Annotated in this window: 17 protein-coding genes; 6 read left to right on the top strand and 11 right to left on the bottom strand. The window is 74.2% G+C overall.

Features of this window, described 5'->3' with window-relative positions:
* Positions 1-57 precede the first annotated feature (57 nt).
* The 3 genes from ACOBQU_RS33220 to ACOBQU_RS33210 all read right to left on the bottom strand — a co-directional run bounded on the left by ACOBQU_RS33220 (position 58) and on the right by ACOBQU_RS33210 (position 2,800).
* Positions 58-735 carry a hypothetical protein gene (locus ACOBQU_RS33220; protein ID WP_423632310.1) on the bottom strand — a complete coding sequence of 226 codons (678 nt, stop codon included), beginning with the start codon at positions 733-735 and terminating at the stop codon, positions 58-60.
* Positions 736-1,163: 428 nt separating this feature from the next.
* Entirely contained in the window at positions 1,164-1,937 is a 774-nt protein-coding gene (locus ACOBQU_RS33215) for a lysophospholipid acyltransferase family protein (RefSeq protein ID WP_423632308.1), read from the bottom strand.
* Entirely contained in the window at positions 1,934-2,800 is an 867-nt protein-coding gene (locus tag ACOBQU_RS33210) for a GNAT family N-acyltransferase (RefSeq protein WP_423632306.1), read from the bottom strand. Before ACOBQU_RS33210 ends, ACOBQU_RS33215 begins: the two co-directional genes overlap by 4 nt.
* 346 nt (positions 2,801-3,146) lie before the next feature.
* Here ACOBQU_RS33210 and ACOBQU_RS33205 point away from each other — a divergent pair, with 346 nt between their 5' ends.
* Entirely contained in the window at positions 3,147-4,352 is a 1,206-nt protein-coding gene (locus tag ACOBQU_RS33205; RefSeq protein WP_423632304.1) for a CaiB/BaiF CoA transferase family protein, read from the top strand.
* Between the two features lie 21 nt (positions 4,353-4,373).
* Here ACOBQU_RS33205 and ACOBQU_RS33200 read toward each other — a convergent pair whose 3' ends face one another.
* Both ACOBQU_RS33200 and ACOBQU_RS33195 read right to left on the bottom strand, forming a co-directional pair.
* Positions 4,374-4,931: a YbaK/EbsC family protein gene (locus tag ACOBQU_RS33200; protein ID WP_423632302.1), complete on the bottom strand. Its 558-nt coding sequence runs from the start codon at positions 4,929-4,931 to the stop codon at positions 4,374-4,376.
* A 19-nt stretch (positions 4,932-4,950) separates the two neighbouring features.
* Complete coding sequence (locus ACOBQU_RS33195; RefSeq protein ID WP_423632300.1) at positions 4,951-5,535, bottom strand: helix-turn-helix domain-containing protein; 585 nt, start codon at positions 5,533-5,535, stop codon at positions 4,951-4,953.
* 112 nt (positions 5,536-5,647) lie between these two features.
* Between ACOBQU_RS33195 and ACOBQU_RS33190 the strand changes: the two genes are divergently transcribed.
* A complete protein-coding gene (locus ACOBQU_RS33190; protein ID WP_423634880.1) occupies positions 5,648-6,517 on the top strand; it encodes an EamA family transporter in 870 nt (289 codons plus the stop codon).
* Between the two features lie 120 nt (positions 6,518-6,637).
* Here ACOBQU_RS33190 and ACOBQU_RS33185 read toward each other — a convergent pair whose 3' ends face one another.
* On the bottom strand, positions 6,638-7,387 hold the full coding sequence (locus tag ACOBQU_RS33185; protein ID WP_423632299.1) for an acyltransferase: 750 nt from the start codon (positions 7,385-7,387) through the stop codon (positions 6,638-6,640).
* A 163-nt stretch (positions 7,388-7,550) separates the two neighbouring features.
* On the opposite strand from ACOBQU_RS33185, the gene ACOBQU_RS33180 reads away from it, so the two are divergent.
* A complete protein-coding gene (locus ACOBQU_RS33180; protein ID WP_423632297.1) occupies positions 7,551-8,093 on the top strand; it encodes a gamma carbonic anhydrase family protein in 543 nt (180 codons plus the stop codon).
* 3 nt (positions 8,094-8,096) lie between these two features.
* Here ACOBQU_RS33180 and ACOBQU_RS33175 read toward each other — a convergent pair whose 3' ends face one another.
* Together ACOBQU_RS33175 and ACOBQU_RS33170 are read right to left on the bottom strand one after the other, a co-directional pair.
* Entirely contained in the window at positions 8,097-8,789 is a 693-nt protein-coding gene (locus ACOBQU_RS33175) for a DedA family protein (protein ID WP_423632295.1), read from the bottom strand.
* Positions 8,790-8,976: 187 nt separating this feature from the next.
* On the bottom strand, positions 8,977-9,435 hold the full coding sequence (locus ACOBQU_RS33170) for a DUF4442 domain-containing protein (RefSeq protein ID WP_423632293.1): 459 nt from the start codon (positions 9,433-9,435) through the stop codon (positions 8,977-8,979).
* A gap of 293 nt (positions 9,436-9,728) precedes the next feature.
* Here ACOBQU_RS33170 and ACOBQU_RS33165 point away from each other — a divergent pair, with 293 nt between their 5' ends.
* Together ACOBQU_RS33165 and ACOBQU_RS33160 are read left to right on the top strand one after the other, a co-directional pair.
* Entirely contained in the window at positions 9,729-10,748 is a 1,020-nt protein-coding gene (locus tag ACOBQU_RS33165; RefSeq protein ID WP_423632292.1) for a hypothetical protein, read from the top strand.
* Between the two features lie 164 nt (positions 10,749-10,912).
* Complete coding sequence (locus ACOBQU_RS33160) at positions 10,913-11,977, top strand: hypothetical protein (RefSeq protein ID WP_423632290.1); 1,065 nt, start codon at positions 10,913-10,915, stop codon at positions 11,975-11,977.
* 23 nt (positions 11,978-12,000) lie between these two features.
* Here the strand turns inward: ACOBQU_RS33160 and ACOBQU_RS33155 are convergent, their stop codons facing one another.
* The 3 genes from ACOBQU_RS33155 to ACOBQU_RS33145 all read right to left on the bottom strand — a co-directional run bounded on the left by ACOBQU_RS33155 (position 12,001) and on the right by ACOBQU_RS33145 (position 15,338).
* Positions 12,001-12,852, bottom strand: coding sequence for a spermidine synthase (locus ACOBQU_RS33155; RefSeq protein WP_423634878.1), 852 nt, complete (start codon positions 12,850-12,852; stop codon positions 12,001-12,003).
* A 245-nt stretch (positions 12,853-13,097) separates the two neighbouring features.
* Complete coding sequence (tuf, locus tag ACOBQU_RS33150) at positions 13,098-14,267, bottom strand: elongation factor Tu (protein WP_423632288.1); 1,170 nt, start codon at positions 14,265-14,267, stop codon at positions 13,098-13,100.
* 366 nt (positions 14,268-14,633) lie between these two features.
* Positions 14,634-15,338, bottom strand: coding sequence for a DNA alkylation repair protein (locus tag ACOBQU_RS33145; protein ID WP_423632286.1), 705 nt, complete (start codon positions 15,336-15,338; stop codon positions 14,634-14,636).
* A gap of 49 nt (positions 15,339-15,387) precedes the next feature.
* Between ACOBQU_RS33145 and ACOBQU_RS33140 the strand changes: the two genes are divergently transcribed.
* The gene (locus ACOBQU_RS33140) at positions 15,388-16,092 is read left to right on the top strand and encodes a TVP38/TMEM64 family protein (RefSeq protein ID WP_423632284.1); all 705 of its coding nucleotides are present in this window, start codon (positions 15,388-15,390) and stop codon (positions 16,090-16,092) included.

Below are 16,092 nucleotides of genomic sequence, written 5' to 3'. Positions count from 1 at the left end.
CGGGGGCCGGTCGGCCAGCGGGGCCAGGAAGGGCGGCGGTCTCATCGGGACACCCGGTCACCCGGTCATCCGGGCGCAGCCGGTCCGCTGCCAGCCGCGCTGGGCCCTGGGCAGCGCGCGGCGCCAGGGCGTGAGCGGCACCGGGGCCGGGCGGGCCCAGTAGAACCCGCCGGTCTCGTCGTACGCGTACAGCACGGCGCTGCTGCCGAGCGTCAGCGACTCGCCCTGCGCGCGCGGGGCGTGTCTGACCTCCACGATCGCCACCGACCCGGCGCTCGTGGCGACCTCCGCGCGGCCGCGCTCCGCGTCCACCGCTCCCGTGCGGACCGTGGCCACCGCGCCGACGAGGCTCCGCGCGAACGCCTCGGCGTCGCCCCGGGAGCGGCGCGCCGCCCACCCCCTGGCGCACGCCCGCGTCGCGCCCCAGGCGGCCAGCGCCGAGGCGAGCAGCAGGCCCAGGTCGACCGCCGCGTGCGCGAGGCCGGTCAGGCCCGCGCGCGCCATCGCCACCGCCCCTGCGACGCTCACCGTCCAGCCGACGGCGACGGCCAGCGAGACCGCGACGGCCACCGGGACTCCCCCGAGCCCCAGGGCGCGCAGGTCGGCGTCCTCGTCGAAGCTGTCCACGCGCGTCAACCCCACCGCGACCAGCGCCCAGAACCCGACGACGACGGTCAGCGCCGAGCTGTACACCACCCCCGGAAACCCCACCGCGGCACGCAGCAACTCCCCCATGTCCCGGCCCCCTCGTTCGGTCGTGCCCGGGTGGCCGGATGTCCCCCGGGTGCCGCACCACGTTTCCGTGATCCGGCACCCGGGTCTCGCCCCCCGTTCCTGCCCTCCCATGGTGACCCAGCGGGCCACGTCGGCGCATTGCCATTTTCCGGCAATCTTTACGCCCCCTTAATGCGCTCTTCCGGCCAGGGGCCTTGGCGTCAAGTCGGCGCGCCGCCACCCCCATCGGCGCTCCGCGCCTCGTCCTCAAACGCCGGACGGGCCAGACCTCGCCTCCTCGCCATCGTCGGCTCTCCGTGATCCGCCCGCCCTCTACAGCCCGTCCGGCGTTTGAGGACGAGGCCGCCAGGCCGATGAACGGGGGTGCCAGGGGGCGGAGCCCCATGGTTTCGGTGAAGGGGCGGGACCGGGGCGCCCCGCGAGGCCCCCTACCCCCGGCACACCACCGCCCAGGCCCCCTCCGCCAGCCCCTTGCGGTCCCCTCCGTACAGCGGTGGATGCGCGGTGACGCGCACGCTGAGCCCCCGCGCCGCCACCACCCTCCGCAGGGCCCCGCCGAACCCCTCGTCCCCCAGGAACGCCGCGGCCGTGCTCACCTCGCCGCCCTGCCGGTACCCCACGGTGACGGGCCGTACGGCCGCTCCCGCGTCGACGGCCGCCTGGAACGCGGCCCTGCGGAACCGTCCGCCGCTGACGGAGCACCAGGTCGTGGCCTGGGGGAAGACGAGGACCGTGCGACCGGCGGCCAGGCTCTTGGCCAGTTCGCCGACCATCAGGGGCAGCGCCCGCCGCCCGCCCTCGCGGTCGATGAACTGCGTGCCCATGCGCCGCGCGAAGGTGCCCACGACCGGCCACCGCGCCACCTCCCGCTTGGCGACGAACGACACGGGTTCCACCGCGAGCAGCGCCACGACGTCCAGCCAGGAGATGTGGTTGGCGACGACGAGGGTCCCCACGTCCGCCCCGGGCACGCTCAGCGGCACCGGCCCCGCCTCCAGGCCGACCCCGAGGGCCCGCAGCACGCGCCGGGCCTGCACGCGGGGCGTGTCGCTGTCGGCGAGCCCTTCCCCTAGGCGGAGGCTGTGGCCGAGCACGCGGGCCAGTCCGGCGTACCGCCGCGCGGCCTCGGCGGGCGACACGCGGTCCGCCGGGGCCACGGCGCACGACCGGGGGCAGCCCGCGTCCACGGCCCAGGGGTTCACGCCCTCCTCCCCGCCGCACCGCCGTCGCGCCCGGCGTCGCCGAGGAAGAACCGGCGGTGCCGGTCGCTGAGCCGCTCGGTGTCGAGGAGGACGAAGAAGTCGGCGGACTCGAACTCCGGGTCGTACGCGGGCGCCCCGCACACCCAGGCCCCCAGGCGCAGATAGCCGCGCAGCAGCGGCGGCAGGTCGGCGTAGCTGGCCCGGCGGTCGGTCGTGGGCTCGCCGGGCATCCAGGGGCGGTGCGGGTGCACGCGCAGGTCGGGCGGCGAGGCGTGCTTGGCGGTGCCGAGCAGCCAGGCGCTCGCGGCGGCCGTACCGCCGTCGTCGAGGGGCACGGAGGCGCAGCCCGCGAGGTAGCGGTGGCCGGAGAGCAGGACGTAGCGGGCGAGCGCGGACCACATCAGGTTGATCACGCTGCCGGAGCGGTGGTCGGGGTGCACGCAGGAGCGCCCGGCCTCGATGGTGGCGGAGCGCAGCGGGCGCAGCGCGCCGAGGTCGAACTCCCCCTCGGAGTAGGAGAGTTCTCCGCGTCCGGGCGGGAGCAGCCGGTAGGTGCCGACGACGTCGCCGCTCGCGGTGTCGGTGACGATCAGATGGTCCGCGAGGGCGTCGAAGGCGTCGACGTCGTGCCCGGGCAGGGGCGTGTCGAGCCGGGCGCCCATCTCCTCGCCGAAGACCCGGTAGCGCAGGCGTTGGGCGGCGCGGATCTGCTCCTCGGTGTCGGCGATGGAGGGGACGTACGCGGGACCAGGAGCAGCACTAGGACCAGCACCAGGACCAGCATCAGCACCAGGACCGGTGCCGGGTGCGGAGACCGGGGCGGGGACGGGCGCGGAGGCGGGCGTGCTTGATGTCGCGGGCATGACAGTGCGTTCTCCGTTCGATGGGGAGGGGCCGATGGAGACGGGTCGGCGGATCCGACCTCGGCGAGTGCGAGGTCACGAGCGGTGCGGCGGAGGCGACGGGAGCGACGGGAGCGACGGGAGCGACGGAGGGGCGGCGGCGGAAGAAGCGGCAGAGGCAGCGAGGCGACGGGACGAGTCGAGCGGGCACCCACTGGCACCGTGCCCCTCCTTGCTGAACTGCGCCCAAACTGCGCACGAGACGTGTGCGGCGGATCGTGCCGACCCGCGTGAGCAACAGGTGAACGGCCCTGGCCTGAAACGCGCCCTGGCCCGTCACCACGGGGCTCCGGATACGGTCGACGCCATGTCGTGTCCACCGCATCCACTGCCGCTGGCCGGTGTCACCGTGGTCAGCCTCGAACAGGCCGTCGCCGCGCCGTTCGCCACCCGCCAGCTCGCCGACCTCGGCGCGCGCGTCATCAAGGTGGAGCGCCCCGGCGGGGGCGACTTCGCGCGCCGCTACGACACCACCGTGCACGGCCAGTCCAGCTATTTCGTCTGGGTGAACCGCTCCAAGGAATCGCTCACCCTGGACGTGAAGTCGGCGGACGGCGGGCGGATCCTGGGGCGCCTGCTCGCCGACGCCGACGTATTCGTCCAGAACCTCGCGCCCGGCGCGGCCGACCGCCTCGGGCTGTCCGCCGCGGAGCTCCAGGCCCGCCACCCCTCGCTGATCACCTGCGCCATCAGCGGCTACGGCACGAGCGGCCCCTGGGCGGACCGCAAGGCGTACGACATGCTCGTGCAGTGCCAGACCGGCCTTGTCTCGCTCACCGGCACCCCCGACGAGGCGGTGCGCGTGGGGATATCCGTGGCCGACATCGCGGCCGGGACGTACGCCTACAGCGGTGTCCTCGCCGCGCTGTACACGCGGGCGACGACGGGCCGGGCGCCCGCGGTGGAGGTGTCGCTGCTCGACGCGCTCGCCGAGTGGATGGGCCAGCCCGCGGCCTACACGCGGTACGGGGGCACGCAGCCGCCGCGAGTCGGGGCGCGCCACGCGACGATCGCGCCGTACGGCGTGTTCACCGCGGCCGACGGCCACCAGGTGCTGCTGTCGGTGCAGAACGAGCCCGAGTGGGCGGCGCTGTGCGAGCGGTTCCTCGGGCGGCCCGAGCTGGTGGCCGACCCGCGCTTCGCGACCGGCTCCGCGCGGGTGGCGCACCGGGAGGAGCTGGACGCGATCGTCGCCGGGCGGTTCGCGGCGCTCGACGGCGCGGCGGCGATCGCGCTGCTCGACGCGGCGGGCATCGCCAACGCGGGCGTGAACTCCGTGGCCGACTTCCTGCGGCACCCGGCGCTCGTCGAGCGCGGGCGCTGGCGCGAGGTGGGCCTGCCGGGCGGCGCGCCCCCGTTCCAGGCGCTGCTGCCGCCCGCCGACCTGTCGGGCGTCGAGCCGCGGATGGACCCGGTGCCGGACGTGGGCGAGCACACCGAGAAGATCCTCGCGGAACTCGGCCACGGGCCCCAGGAGATCGCCGACCTGCGCGCGCGGGGCGTCATCGGCTAGCGCCGCACGCCCCCCTGGCCCCTACTCCGCGCCGAGCCCCTCGACGACCGTCGCGTTCGGCAGCCCCGCGAGCGCCTTGCCCGGCACGATCAGCTTGCCGCGGCGGCTGCCGCTGCCGATCAGGACGTACGGCAGGTCCGCGACGGCGGCGTCGACCAGGACCGGCCAGGTCGGCGGCAGGCCGATGGGCGTGATGCCGCCGTACTCCATGCCGGTCTCGCCGGTCGCGGTCTCCATCGGCGCGAACGACGCCTTGCGGGCGCCGAGTTGGCGGCGGGCGACGCCGTTGACGTCGACCCGGGCCGCGGACAGCACGACGCACGCGGCGAGGCTGGTCGCGCCGCCGCGCTTGCCCGCGACGACCACGCAGTTCGCGGACTGCCGCAGCAGGTCGGGGCCGTAGTGCTCCAGGAACGTGGCCGTGTCGGCCCACTCGGGCTCGGTGTCGACATGGACCAACTGGTCGGCCGGTACGTCCCCGTGCCAGCCGCGTACGGCGTCGGCGACGGGGGCGACGAGCAGGTCGAGGGCTTCGGGTGCGGGGCGGACGACGTCGAAATCACCAAGGGGAGCACGCATGGCCGCACGCTAACAGCCGTCAGTAGGCGCCCGCGTGGGCGGGCGGCACCGAGACCGCCATGGTCATCTCCACCGGCTCCGCGCCCTTGTTGTGGTACCCGTGGGGCACATTGGCCTCGAAGGTGGCGCCCGACCCCGCCGCGACCAGGTGCTCGTCGCCGTCCACGACCAGGGTCAGCTCGCCCGACCTGACGTGCAGCAGTTCCAGGGTGCCCGGCGGGTGCGCGTCGGAGTCGCTGCCCTCGCCCGGCATCAGCGTCCAGGACCACAGCTCGAACGGCCCGCGCGCCTCCGTGCCGACGAGCAGCGTGGTGCTGCTGCCCGCGTCCGTGGACCACATCCGCACCGCCTGCTCGGGCGGTACGAGCCTCACGTGCGGGCCCTGCTCGTAGTCGAGGAGCGTGGTGATGCTGACGCCGAGCGCGTCCGCGAGCTTGACCGTGGTGCCCACGCTGGGGTTCGTGCGGGCCTGCTCGATCTGGATGATCATGCCGCGGCTGACGCCCGCGCGGGCCGCGAGCGCGTCGAGCGTGAAGTTCCGTTCGGTGCGCCAGCGCTTGAGGTTGCGCGCGAGCGACTGGGTCAGCTGGTCGAGGTCCGACACATTCCGTCCAATATTTTGGATGACAGAGTTCACTGCACTGAACTACGGTGTGGTGCGCCCGAAGGCCCCCGAGGTTCACCACACTGTAGTGCGAGGTTTCCCCATGTCCGGTCTGACCGCACTGTTCGCGCTGGCCACCAGCCTGCTCTGGGGCCTGGCCGACTTCGGCGGCGGACTGCTGACCCGGCGCATCCCGGCGCTCACGGTGGTCGTCGCCTCCCAGTGCCTCGCGGTGGCCGTGCTCGGCGCGGTCGTGGTGGTGACCGGCGGGTGGAGCGAGTGGGGGCCGCGGCTGTGGTTCGCGGTCGGCGCGGGACTCGTCGGGCCCGTCGCGATGCTCGCCTTCTACCGGGCCCTGGCGCTCGGCCCGATGGGCGTCGTCTCGCCGCTCGGCTCCCTCGGCGTCGCGGTGCCGGTGGGCGTGGGCTTGCTGTTCTTCGGCGAGCGGCCGGGGTTCGCGCAGCTCGCGGGCATCGTGGTGGCGGTCGTCGGCATCCTGCTCGCGGGCGGTCCCGAGCTGCGGGGCGCGCCCGTGCGGCGGCAGGCCGTGCTGCTCACGCTGGTCGCGGCCGTCGGCTTCGGCGCGGTCATGGCACTGATCGCGGAGGCGTCCACCACCGTCACCGGCCTGTTCCTCGCGCTGTTCGTGCAGCGCGTGACGAACGTGGTCGCGGGCGGCGCCGCGCTGTATGTGTCCGCGCGCCGCGGCACCGCCCCGCTGCCCGAGGGCGGCGGCACGGGCGTGCTCTGGTCCGCCCTGCCCGCGCTCGCCTTCGTGGGCCTGGCCGACGTCGCCGCCAACGGCACGTACGCGATGGCGGCCCGGAGCGGACCGGTGACCGTCGCCGCCGTGCTCGCCTCGCTGTACCCGGTGGTGACCGCGCTCGCCGCGCGCGGCGTCCTCAAGGAGAGGCTGCGGGGCGTGCAGGCCGCTGGCGCGGGGCTCGCGCTGATCGGGACGGTGCTGCTGGCTACGGGTTGAGCTCGGCAGAATGTGCCGCGTCACGCCGTCGTTGGTCCGCGACTGCGTCGTGGCTGGTCGCGCAGTTCCCCGCGCCCCTTGGGGGCGCTGCCCGAACCGCCGTCGACTTCGCCACGCCCGCTAGGCCGTGCCCTCCAGGCCCTCAAGCCCGCCGAGCGCCAGCAGTTGCTCCGGTGTGATCCCCTCCGGTATCGGCACCGGCGTGGGCGTCCGCAGCGGCGGCTGCCAGCCCCGCTCCTCGCACCACGTCCGCACCACGCGCGCGGGCGCACCGGCCACCACCGCGTGGTCCGGCACCTCGCCCCGCACCACCGCGCCCGCCGCGACCACCACGTTGCGGCCGAGCCTGGCGCCCGGCAGGATCACCGCGCCCGTGCCGACCCAGCAGCCGGGCCCGATCTCCACCGGCTCCATGCGCGGCCACTGCTTGCCGATGGGGGTGTGCGGATCGTCGTACGAGTGGTTGGTCGACGTCACGTACACATAGGGGCCGAAGTAGCAGTCGGCGCCGATCGTCACCGAGGTGTCCGCGATGACGTGGCTGCCGCGGCCGAGGACCACGCCGTCGCCGATGCGCAGGATCGGGTCCGGGCCGAGGTCCAGGTCGGGCATCAACCCGGCGGTCAGCGTGACCTGTTCGCCCACGACGCAGTGCGCGCCGAGCCGGATCCAGGGGGCGCCGAAGACCGTGCCCTGCGGGAACGCCAGCTTCGTGCCCTCGCCGATCGCGCCGAACCGCAGCCGCCCGGGGCGCCGGGCGGTGACCGCGCCGGTGCGCTGCACCCAGGCCCAGCCCGCGTGGACGGCGCGCTGCGCCACGCCGCGCCGCCAGGCGGCAAGGGATGAGAACGTGTTCTTGTTCCTGGGCACCCGCTCACGTTACTCAGCCCGGCGCCGACCGGGCACGCCCACCGCCTGTGATCTTCACCCCACGCGCCGGGCGCCGCGGCGGCCGTCCCGTACGGTTCGCACAGTCGCGGCGGACGCGACGACCGGCGCAGGCGCGCGGATCGCGAGGGAAAGGGGAGGCTCCATGGGCCATCAGGCACTCGTCATGGGCATCGGCGGCAAGGACCCGAAGATCGACCCGGAGGCCTTCGTCTCCCCCACGTCCGTGGTGATCGGCGAGGTGACGCTGCACGCGGGCGCGAGCGCCTGGTACGGGGCGGTGCTCCGGGCGGACTGCGGCCCGATCGAGATCGGCGCGGACAGCAACGTCCAGGACAACTGCTCCCTGCACGTCGACGTGGGCTTCCCCCTCACCATCGGCGAGCGGGTGTCGGTGGGCCACAACGCGGTCGTGCACGGCGCCACGATCGAGGACGACTGCCTGATCGGGATGGGGGCCACGGTGCTCAACGGCGCCGTGATCGGCGCCGGTTCGCTGGTCGCGGCGGGGGCGCTGGTGCCCCAGGGCACGCGCGTGCCGCCCGGCTCCCTGGTGGCGGGGGTGCCCGCGAAGGTGCGGCGGCAGCTCACCGAGGAGGAGCGGGCGGGCCTGACGCTCAACGGCACGATGTACGTGGAGCTGGCCCGCGCCCACCGCGCGGAGCACGCGCGGCGGGGCCGGGCCTGAGCCTCAGTCGGCGGCAGGGACGGGCCGCGCGTCGGTCGCCTTCGCGGGGGCCGGGACCGGCGCGCCGCCCGCCTCGCTCGCCGCGTGCTCCTCGGCGGCCTTCGTCGCGCGCCGCTTGACCAGCAGCATCGAGCCGACGCCGATGAGCACGGCGATGCCGAGGCCGACGTAGGAGAAGCGCTTCAGCCAGTCCTCCGCGACCACGCCGATGTAGTAGATGACGGCGGTGGTGCCGCCCGCCCAGACGATGCCGCCGAGGACGTTGGCGACGAAGAACTTCCAGTACGGCATGCGCAGGACGCCCGCCAGGGGGCCCGCGAAGATGCGCAGCAGCGCCACGAAGCGGCCGAAGAAGACCGCCCACATGCCCCACTTCTGGAAGGACCGCTCGGCGCTGCCGACGTTCGCCGCGCTGAAGTGCTTGGGGAACTTCCGCTCCAGCCAGGCGAGCAGCGGGCGGCCGCCCTTGCGCCCGATGGCGTAGCCGATGGAGTCGCCGATCACCGCGCCCGCGGTGGCACAGGCGCCGAGGATCACCGGGTTCACGTCGCCGTGCTGGGACGACAGGAGCGCGGCGGAGACGAGGACGATCTCACCGGGGAGCGGAATGCCCAGTGACTCCAGGCCGATGACGAGTCCGACGAGCGCGTAGACGCTGACGGCTGGGACGTGCTCCAGCCACTCCTGGACGTGCAACCCGGTTCCTTCCGCTGTGCCCTGACCGAATCCGGCGCGCGCTCGTTCGCGTGATCACGCGCGCCGGGGCAGCCTACCGGGCGGCGCGGCGGGCACCGGGACCGCCTCCGGCGCGCGGCACGTCGCCGCGGCCGACGCCGTGCCGTGGTCCACCGGGCGGGCGCTGCCCCAGGGCGTCAGGCAGGCGTCACTTCGCGTCGTTCGGGCGCAGCGTCCACGTCACGGACATCTCGCCGGTGACGGCGCCGTCCTCGCGCGTGATGGCGATGGCGACGGGGAACTCGGGGCGCTCCCCGGCGTCGAGTTCGGCGACCACGTCGGCGGCCGGGCGGCCCAGCGTGGCGGTGGCCTTCACCGGGCCCTTCGCGAGCTTCTTGTACGCGATGTCGGCGCGGACGGCGAGCGGCACGGCCCGCGACAGCTGGTCGCCGAAGGCGGCGAGCACGATGGCGCCGCTCGCGGACTCCCCCAGCGTGAACATGGCACCGGCGTGCGGACCGCCGACGTGGTTGTGGAACTCACCCTGGTCGGGCAGGGCCACCACGGCCCGCTCCGGGGTGGTCTCCAGGAACTGGAGGTTGAGGGTCTTGGCCATCGGCACGGTGGCGGCGAGCATCTCGCCGATCGACATCTGGTCTGCGCTCATGACCAGGATGTTACCCGTGAGTAGCACCCTTGGCCAGAGCCGGGCCCTCGACCGTCGGCCCACCACGGCACCCCGGGGCCCGTACTCCGAGGGGAACTCGGCGCCCGTACAGGCGAGTTGCCGCCGCAACGGCCACCGGGACCCTCACTCCGGCAGCATCGCCCCACGGGCGACGGGCACGACAACACATCCTGGAATTACGCGATTTGCCACCTGAAAGCCCACACCGCGCGGCCGCTTCACGCCCGACACCCCTGCGGACACCCGGACAAGGGACCGTATGGTTGACCGCCATGAGCCCGCAGGACCAGAACCCGTACCAGCAGCCGGGGTACCAGCAGCCCAACCCCTACCAGCAGCCCGGGTACCAGCAGCCGAACCCGTACCAGCAGCCCGGTCCGGGGCCGCAGGGGCAGCCGACTCAGCAGCCGGGCCAGTGGAGCGCCCCGACGACCCCGCTAGGCGCGCCCCAGGCGCCGACCGGACCCGGTGGACCTGGCGGCGGCAACCAGGGGAACAAGGTCCGGATCATCGCCATCGCCGCGGCGGCGGCCGTCGTCGTCGCCGCGGGCGTGACCGGCGCCCTCGTCCTCGGCGACGACGGCAAGGGCGACAAGGACGACAGGGCCTCGGCGTCGAAGGACCCCGCCGAGAAGCCGTCGCCGACCGCCGACGACGGCGACGACAGCGAGCGCGGCACGGGCGGCGACCCCAAGCCCACCATCCCCGGCTGGCAGGTCGTGGTGAACCCCAAGTGGGGCACCGCCTTCGACGTGCCGCCCGACTGGCAGGTCCAGGGGCCGGGCCGGGCGATGACCATGGAGGACCACAAGACCGGCGAGCTGATCACGGCCATGGGGTCCCCGGCGCTCCTGAAGCCGAAGTGGTGCTCGTCCGACGACGACAAGGACGGCCGCTTCGAGGACATCGAGCTGGCCGCGGCGGGCACCAAGGGTGCGCGCGGCGGGCGGAACACCGGTGAAGTCGCGGTGAACACCGTGGGGTGGTGGGTCTACGGCGGCTACACGCAGCCGGACAAGAAGAGCTTCGACTACGACCGCAAGGCCAAGCCGTACACCACGACGTCCGGCATCAAGGGCAGCATCGCCTGGGCCAGCTCCACGAACACCCCGCAGCGCGGCAAGTGCGCCTCCGACGGCAAGGCGATCTCCTTCGGCTTCAAGAACGGGGCGGGGGACTTCGTCTCCTGGAACCTGTACGGGGCCAAGGGCGTCAAGGAGGAGATACCGACCGCGACGATCATGAAGATCCTCAGCACGGTACGCCTGCACGGCGAGCCGACGGAGGGCTGAGCCGCCCGGCTGCCGGGTCCGCGGAGGGCCCACCCGCCCCCTGACCGGACCACGTCAAATCTTCACGAGTTCGTCACCACCAGGTCCGCGCCCTGCCCCGGTGCCCGCCCGTCTCCCGGCCGGGCGTGGCACCCGGGCGCCCGGCCCCTCTATGGTTACTGGCCATGTGGCCAGAACAGCAGCCGCCCGGGGGCGCGCAGAACCCGCAGGACCAGACGCCTAACCCGTACCAGCAGCCGGGGTACCAGCAGCCCAACCCCTACCAGCAGCCCGGGTACCAGCAGCCGAACCCGTACCAGCAGCCCGCGGGGCCGCAGCCGGGCGGCCAGCAGCAGTGGGGCGCGCCGACGGTCCCGCTGGGCGCGCCGCAGCCCGGCGGCCCGGACGCGGGCGGCGGCAACGGCGGCAGCGGCGGCGGCAACAAGACGAAGATCACGGCCATCGTCGCGGCGGGCGCGGTGGTCGTCGCCGCGGGCGTGACCGGCTTCCTGGTCCTCGGCGGCGACGGCGACGACAAGGCCGACAAGGCCGCGCCGAAGCCCAGCAAGTCGGCCACCAAGAAGCCGAGCCCCACGGCGACGGACGACGACAACCCGCGCGGCACGGGCGGCGACCCCAAGCCCACCATCCCCGGCTGGCAGGTCGTGGTGAACCCCAAGTGGGGCACCGCCTTCGACGTGCCGCCGGACTGGAAGGTCCTGTCCCCCACCACGTTCATCGGCTTCGAGGACAACAAGGGCGACGGCACCAAGCCGCTGATCATCATGTCGGCGCCCGCCGTCTTCAAGGAGAAGTGGTGCACGTCCGACGAGGACAAGGACGGGCGCACCAGCGACAAGTCCCTCGCGGTCGTCGGCACCAAGGGCCAGAACGGCGCCAAGGACACCAAGACCGTGTCGCGCAATGACTCGGCCTGGTGGGTCTTCGGCGGCTACACCGGCCAGAAGAAGGCCGACAAGAAGAACATCAAGATCGGCAAGACCGAGTCGTACACCACCGAGGCCGGGGTCAAGGGCAGCGTCACCACCACCTACTCGGTCGGTGACCCCGGGTCCGGCAAGTGCGACTCCAACGGCAAGGCCACCACGTTCGCCTTCAAGAACGGCGCCGGCGACTACGTGGCCTGGACGCTGCACGGCGCCAAGGGCGTGAAGGAGGAGGTCTCCGACGCGCAGGTGAAGAAGATCCTCTCCACCGTGCGGCTGCACGGCGACCCCGAGGAGTCCTGAGGCCCCGCCGCGCCGCCTGCCCGTCAGCCGATGCTGAACGCCCCCGCCGGAGGCTCCGGTGAGCCGACCGCGTCCGCGTCCCGCACCGGTGCCGCGTCGCCGATGAAGCCGTGCAGCGCGGCGCCGTGCACCACCCGCGCGGGGAAGGTGTCGGCGGCGGTGCGGCGGACCAGGTCGCCCAGGGGCAGGGGGGTGTGCGCGGCGAGCAGGATCGCGTTGCCGAAGCGGCGGCCGCGCAGCAGCGCGGGCTCGGCGATCAGCGCAAGCTCGGCGAAGTGCTCGGCGAACGTGGCCAGTTGGCCGCGCAGGAACGTGAAGGGCCGCCCGTCCGCGAGGTTGCCCGCGTAGATCCCGTCGGGCCGCAGCACCCGGTCGACGGTGCGCGCGTACGCCTCCGACGTGAGGTGCGCGGGCACCCGGGAGCCGCCGAAGACATCGCCCACGATCACGTCGGCGCTGTCGTCCGGCGCGGCTTCGAGCCAGGCGCGGGCGTCCGCGCCGTGCACCCGGATCCCGGAGTCCTCGGGCAGCGGAAGCTTCTCGACGACCAGCCGGAGCAGGGCGCGGTCGGCGTCCACGACGTCCTGCCGTGAGCCCGGCCGGGTCGCGGCGACGTAGCGGGGCAGGGTGAGCGCGCCCCCGCCGAGGTGGACGGCGTCGACGGGGCGGCCCGGCTCTGCGAGGGTGTCCAGGACGTGGGCGAGGCGGCGCGCGTACTCGAACTCCAGGTACGTGGGCTCGTCCAGGTCGACGTACGACTGCGGGGAGCCGTCCAGGGTGAGGAGCCAGGCGCGCGGGCGGTCCACGTCGGGCAGCAGCTTGGCGGTGCCGTGGTCGACGACGCGGCTGACGGGCAGCGGCTCGCCCCCGTCCACCTCCTCCGCCTCGCTCCCCTCGTCCGCCGCCTCCACCGCGCTCACCTCGTCTCCCCCGGTCACCTCGTCCCCCTCCTCGTCCAGAGGGTCCCCCACTGTCGTGAGATCGGTGGGGTCGGCGTCGGGTATGGGCGCGGGGTCAGGGGCGTCGGCGGGCTGGTCCACCGGTCCATTGTGCCCGCCCCGCGGCGCGCGGACGCCCCCGCGGAAGCGACTTCCGCGGGGGCGTCGGCGCGCGTGCCCCGTCAGCCGACGGCCGTCACCGTGCCCGCGCCCACCGTGCGCCCGCCCTCGCGGATCGCGAAGCCGAGGCCCGGCTCCAGCGGCACGGCCCGGCCCAGCTCGACGGCCATCGTGACCGTGTCGCCGGGGCGGGCGACGGCCGCCTCGCCGAGGTCGACCGCGCCGACCACGTCCGCGGTGCGGAGGTAGAACTGCGGCCGGTAGCCCGTCGCCACGGGGGTCGCGCGGCCGCCCTCGCGGGCGGACAGGACGTACACCTGGGCGGTGAAGCGGGTGCTCGGGCGGACGCTGCCGGGCGCGGCGACCACGTGCCCGCGGCGGACGGCGTCGCGCGCCACCCCGCGCAGCAGCAGCGCCACGTTGTCGCCCGCCTGCGCGGACTCCATCGGTTTGCCGAACGTCTCCAGGCCGGTGACCACCGTCTCGGAGTCGGCGCCGACCACCTCGACCCGGTCGCCGACGCGGACGGTGCCGCGCTCGACGGCGCCGGTGACGACCGTGCCGCGGCCGGTGATGGTGAGCACGTTCTCCACCGGCAGCAGGAACGGCGCGTCGACATAGCGCTCCGGCATCGGCACGTACGTGTCGACCGCGTCGAGCAGCGCCTCGATCGCCGCCGTCCACCGGGGGTCGCCCTCCAGGGCCCGGAGGCCCGAGACCCGCACCACCGGCACCGTGTCACCCCCGTACCCGTGCGCGGACAGCAGCTCGCGCACCTCCAGCTCGACGAGGTCGGCCAGCTCGGCGTCGGCGGCGTCCGCCTTGTTCAGGGCCACGACGACGTGGTCGACGCCGACCTGCCGGGCGAGCAGCACGTGCTCGGCGGTCTGCGGCATGATCCCGTCGAGCGCGGACACGACGAGGATCGCGCCGTCCAGCTGGGCCGCGCCGGTGACCATGTTCTTCACGTAGTCGGCGTGTCCCGGCATGTCGACGTGGGCGTAGTGCCGGGTGTCGGTCTCGTACTCGACGTGGGCGATGTTGATGGTGATGCCGCGGCGCGCCTCCTCGGGCGCGCGGTCGATGCGGTCGAAGGGCACGAACGCGCCGGTGCCGCGCTCGCTGAGGACCTTGGTGATGGCGGCGGTCAGGGTGGTCTTGCCGTGGTCGACATGGCCCATCGTGCCGATGTTCAGATGCGGTTTGGTGCGGATGTACGCCGTCTTGGACATGCCTGGTTCCCTCTCACGGGGTGCACGGAAGGTGAGGGTCCGCGGCGCGGGACGCGCGCCGTCGGACGGGGACCCCTGGGGCCGGCCGACCCTCCCCCTGCGGGGTCCGCCGGAATGTCCGGAGAGGGTCAGCTTCGGGAGGCGTGGACCACCAGGCCCGGCGGGACGGCGGCAGCCTTCGCGGCGCCCGCGAGCGCGGACGGAGCTGCGAGAACGGCGTGCCGGAACATGCCGACGATCATGGCCGACGCGTGCGCGTCCGTCGAATGATTTTCTGCGACTCACCCGTCACACAGGGCAGTTGCGCCCCGGCGGTCATCGGCCGTCCCACGAGGGCGCCCCATGAGGGCGCCGGTCGCGGGCCGCTCAGGCGCCGATGTTCCTCAGCGCCTCGCGCACCGAGAGCGGCGACAGGGCGTCGCGGTGCCGGTCGACGAAGTCGCATACGGCGTCCGGGGCGGTCTTCGCGTACTCGCGCAGGCACCAGCCGACGGCCTTGCGGACGAAGAAGTCGGGGTGGCCCGCCTGCCGCGCGCAGTAGGCGAAGAGGCGGTCGGCGTCCGTGGCGTCCTTGTGGCGCAGTTGGTGCAGGAGGGCCGTGCGCACCAGCCACCGGTCGTCGTCGGCGCTCCAGGCGTCCGTGTCGGCCCTGAGCTTCGGGTCGGCGGCGACGAGGCCGCCGACGACGTGGGCGGCGAGCGCGTCGACGGTGTCCCACCAGGGCACGGTCGTCACCAGGTGCCGGGCGACGGGCAGGAACCCGGAGGAGCAGCGCCGGATGTGACGGCGCAGATAGTCCACGGCGAAGTACTGGTACTCGCGCTCGGGCAGCCGCCAGCAGCGCAGCGCGACCGCCGCGCAGTCCGCCTCGTCCGGCCGTGGCGTCCCGGCAAGGACGGTCCGGGCCAGCTCCCTGCGCACCGGTGACGTCAGGCCGAGGAAGGGGGCGACGTCCTTCATGTACGCGCGCATGTCCGCCGCGCGGGCCGGATCGGCGGCTTCCGCGTACGTCGTGGTCAGCCGTGTGACGACGGTGTCGGCGAGCGCGCTGCGCGGCACTGTGACGTCCATGAGACGCACCCTACGGCGATCAGACACACAAGTCGGTTAGTCTCCCCGGATGCTCGACACCGCCGCGCCCCGGACGCCGGGCCTCGCCGTGCGCTGCACCAGGGCCCTTCTGTCGCCGTGGTCGCGGCTGTCCCTGCTCGTGCTGCTGCTCGCCGCGGCCGGGACGTGCGTGCTGCTCTTCGAACCGCAGCGGCTGCTCGCCGACGGCTGGCCACCGGAGCTGACCGGCACCGCCGCGGTGTGCGTGTTCGCGCTGGCGTACGGCGTGTGCACGGTGGCGCTTGTGCCGCGACCGCTGCTCAACCTGGCGGCGGGCGCGCTGTTCGGCTCGCAGGCGGGGCTGGCGGCGGCGGTCGCGGGCACGGTCCTCGGGGCCGGGGTCTCCTTCGGGCTCGGCCGGGTGCTGGGGCAGGACGCGCTGCGCCCGCTGCTGCGGGGCCGCTGGCTGAAGGCGGCGGACGGGCAGCTCAGCCGCCACGGCTTCCGCTCGATGCTGGCGGTGCGCCTCTTCCCCGGTGTGCCGTTCGCGGCGGCCAACTACTGCGCGGCGGTGTCCCGCATGGGCCTGCTGCCGTTCCTGCTGGCGACGGCGCTCGGCTCGGTGCCGAACACGGCGGCGTACGTCATCGCGGGGGCCCGCGCCGACACGCCCACCTCCCCCGCGTTCCTGATGGCCATGGGCTTCATCACGGTGACGGGGTTGGCGGGCGCGGCGGTGGCGTGGCGCAAGAGACACCGCTTGGGCGGTCGCTGA

The organism is Streptomyces sp. G45, assembly GCF_049542095.1.
Lineage (GTDB): Bacteria > Actinomycetota > Actinomycetes > Streptomycetales > Streptomycetaceae > Streptomyces.
The sequence above is the reverse complement of the archived record's forward strand: the minus strand, read 5'-3'. Positions and strand labels throughout refer to the sequence as shown.

Bases quoted from the DNA above. Each gene is read 5' to 3' on its own strand.
- ACOBQU_RS33180 (WP_423632297.1), top strand. From the start codon at position 7,551: ATGGGCCATCAGGCACTCGTCATGGGCATCGGCGGCAAGGACCCGAAG.
- ACOBQU_RS33200 (WP_423632302.1), bottom strand. From the start codon at position 4,931: ATGCGTGCTCCCCTTGGTGATTTCGACGTCGTCCGCCCCGCACCCGAA.
- ACOBQU_RS33160 (WP_423632290.1), top strand. From the start codon at position 10,913: ATGTGGCCAGAACAGCAGCCGCCCGGGGGCGCGCAGAACCCGCAGGAC.
- ACOBQU_RS33145 (WP_423632286.1), bottom strand. From the start codon at position 15,338: ATGGACGTCACAGTGCCGCGCAGCGCGCTCGCCGACACCGTCGTCACA.
- ACOBQU_RS33220 (WP_423632310.1), bottom strand. From the start codon at position 735: ATGGGGGAGTTGCTGCGTGCCGCGGTGGGGTTTCCGGGGGTGGTGTAC.
- ACOBQU_RS33140 (WP_423632284.1), top strand. From the start codon at position 15,388: ATGCTCGACACCGCCGCGCCCCGGACGCCGGGCCTCGCCGTGCGCTGC.
- ACOBQU_RS33210 (WP_423632306.1), bottom strand. From the start codon at position 2,800: ATGCCCGCGACATCAAGCACGCCCGCCTCCGCGCCCGTCCCCGCCCCG.
- ACOBQU_RS33205 (WP_423632304.1), top strand. From the start codon at position 3,147: ATGTCGTGTCCACCGCATCCACTGCCGCTGGCCGGTGTCACCGTGGTC.
- tuf (WP_423632288.1), bottom strand. From the start codon at position 14,267: ATGTCCAAGACGGCGTACATCCGCACCAAACCGCATCTGAACATCGGC.
- ACOBQU_RS33170 (WP_423632293.1), bottom strand. From the start codon at position 9,435: ATGAGCGCAGACCAGATGTCGATCGGCGAGATGCTCGCCGCCACCGTG.
- ACOBQU_RS33165 (WP_423632292.1), top strand. From the start codon at position 9,729: ATGAGCCCGCAGGACCAGAACCCGTACCAGCAGCCGGGGTACCAGCAG.